Below are 2,128 nucleotides of genomic sequence, written 5' to 3'. Positions count from 1 at the left end.
TGCCAAAGCAAAACCAATTGAGGCTACATTGCCAGATATAGTTGAAATAAATTATGCAAGGCTTTATAGATTAGCGTTTATTTTTGGGGTTTTTTTGGCCTTAATTGGCTTATTTATATCAATCTATGAATATATATCAAAACCATTTAACTACCCCTTTTTATCCTATATAGGTGTATTTTTGATTATATTTGGTTTCACTTTTGTTGCACCCTTGTATTTAAAGGGTGTGTTAGGTGTGGTTGAAAAGTTTATTAAGGTGGCCTTTAAGTTTGTAGGTGTTATTGCAACAGGGGATATAAGAGGTAGTCTTCACAGGTTTTCTGTTGCCTTAATCTCAGTTATGATTAGTTCAGCTCTTATAATAAGTTTTTTTATCCTTATTCATTCCTTTGAAAAGAATCTAACAGATTGGATTGATAAAAATCTAAATTTTGATGTTTTCATAAAGGCTTCTTCTTGTTCTTCTAATTTTTGTTTTACACCTTTATCAAAGAAGTTAATAGGTATATTGGAAGATTTTGATGAAGTAGAGGATGTAAATAAATTTAGAGTTTTGAGAGGTTATTATAGAGATAGGCCAGTATTATTGGGTTTTGGAAATGAAGATATTGTGAAAAAACACACCGATCATGTTATAAATCTTGGCATTAGAAAGAAAAAAGAGTTAGCAGCCTCAGAATATTTTAGAATTAAATATGGCATTGAAGTTGGCGATTATATGAATATATCTACGCCAATGGGAAAAATTAGGTTTAGGGTACGTGAAATATTTAAAAGCTACTCTACAACAACAGGTTTTCTTGTATTTGACAGGTATTGGCTAAAAAAATTGTGGTCTTTAGATGATGCAACGCAATTAAATATATATCTGAAGAAAGGTGCCTCAACTAAAGAGTTTATAGATAAATTAAAAAGCAATATACCAAAAAATCTAAACGTTGATATATATGATAATAAAAGCTTAAAAAAAAGAGTGCTTCAGATCTTTGATAGAACGTTTGCTATAACCTATGCTATACAGATTATAGCTTTTATAATATCGCTAATTGGCATGATAAATACAATATTTACTGTTATTGTTGAAAAATTTAGATCAATTAGTATACTCAGATATATAGGTTGTTCTTATAAAAAGATAAAACTTATTTTTATTACCTCAGCTTCTGTAGTTGGTTTTGCTGGTATAATTATTGGTGCTTTGCTTGGAGCTATTATTAGTTTTATCATGATTAAAATAGTTAATATTGTATCCTTTGGTTGGACAATTGATATTTTTATTCCTTTTATTTCTATATTGGGCTTACTTTTTCTTTTATATGTTACAATTATTATCTCAGTCTTTTTACCTATTTCTTATATAAAAAAGATAGATGTTAAAGAATCAATTAATACGTAAATATATTATAAAAATTATATTATAAAATAAGTAGTTTATTTTATCTCAGTTGTTGGGAAAGGCCCTTTAACTACTCCAGCAAATGGTATCATAAGTGTAAATAAGTTGTTTGAGCTATCTTTTAATGTGGCAAAATATCTTGGCCCTCTTGTAGTGACAAATCTCTTAATAGAGACTATTGAATAACCTTTTAGATTATTGTTTGTTATATAATTATTTACTATTTTTTTCACTTCTTCATCTGTAACTGGATTAATATACATATCTTTTTTCATATATCCGTGATGTTTGCAATCATAACATGGCATATTCATTTGTTTTGTTTTTGTTTGTTGTGCTTGTTGTGATAATAGTTGTGTTGGCAGTGCAAAAACCAAAGTTATTAATAATAAACTCCCTATATTTTTTAACATTAAAGTCCTCCTAAAAAAATTTATTTAGAATAAATATTATATTTTTAGATATTTTTTCAATCTTTTTATGCCTTCTTTCATATGATCTATATTTTTAGTATAGGCAAAGCGAATGTAATTGTTTGTATTATTTTTACCAAAATCTACACCAGGTGTAGTTGCAACACCTGTGTTTTCTAATATGTCAAAGGAAAATTTATAGGAATCTGATGAATATTTTGATATATTTGCCCAAATGTAAAAAGCACCTTCAGGTTTTGCATCAATTTCAAAGATATTGAGTAATTCATCATATAAGAAATTACACCTTTTTTCA

Annotated in this window: 3 protein-coding genes; 1 reads left to right on the top strand and 2 read right to left on the bottom strand. The window is 27.5% G+C overall.

The window, feature by feature from the left end:
* A partial coding sequence (locus SVN78_10460; GenBank protein ID MDY6822027.1) for an FtsX-like permease family protein occupies positions 1-1,399 on the top strand: 1,399 nt, incomplete at its 5' end.
* 35 nt (positions 1,400-1,434) lie between these two features.
* On the opposite strand, the gene SVN78_10455 is transcribed toward SVN78_10460, so the two are convergent.
* On the bottom strand, positions 1,435-1,812 hold the full coding sequence (locus SVN78_10455) for a hypothetical protein (protein MDY6822026.1): 378 nt from the start codon (positions 1,810-1,812) through the stop codon (positions 1,435-1,437).
* A gap of 36 nt (positions 1,813-1,848) precedes the next feature.
* Positions 1,849-2,128: pyridoxal phosphate-dependent aminotransferase (locus SVN78_10450; protein ID MDY6822025.1), on the bottom strand; the 280-nt coding region annotated here is incomplete at its 5' end.

It is taken from the genome of Deferribacterota bacterium (assembly GCA_034189185.1).
Lineage (GTDB): Bacteria > Chrysiogenota > Deferribacteres > Deferribacterales > UBA228 > UBA228.
The sequence above is the reverse complement of the archived record's forward strand: the minus strand, read 5'-3'. Positions and strand labels throughout refer to the sequence as shown.

Excerpts from the sequence above, each read along its gene's own strand:
- SVN78_10455 (MDY6822026.1), bottom strand. The coding sequence starts at position 1,812 with ATGTTAAAAAATATAGGGAGTTTATTATTAATAACTTTGGTTTTTGCA.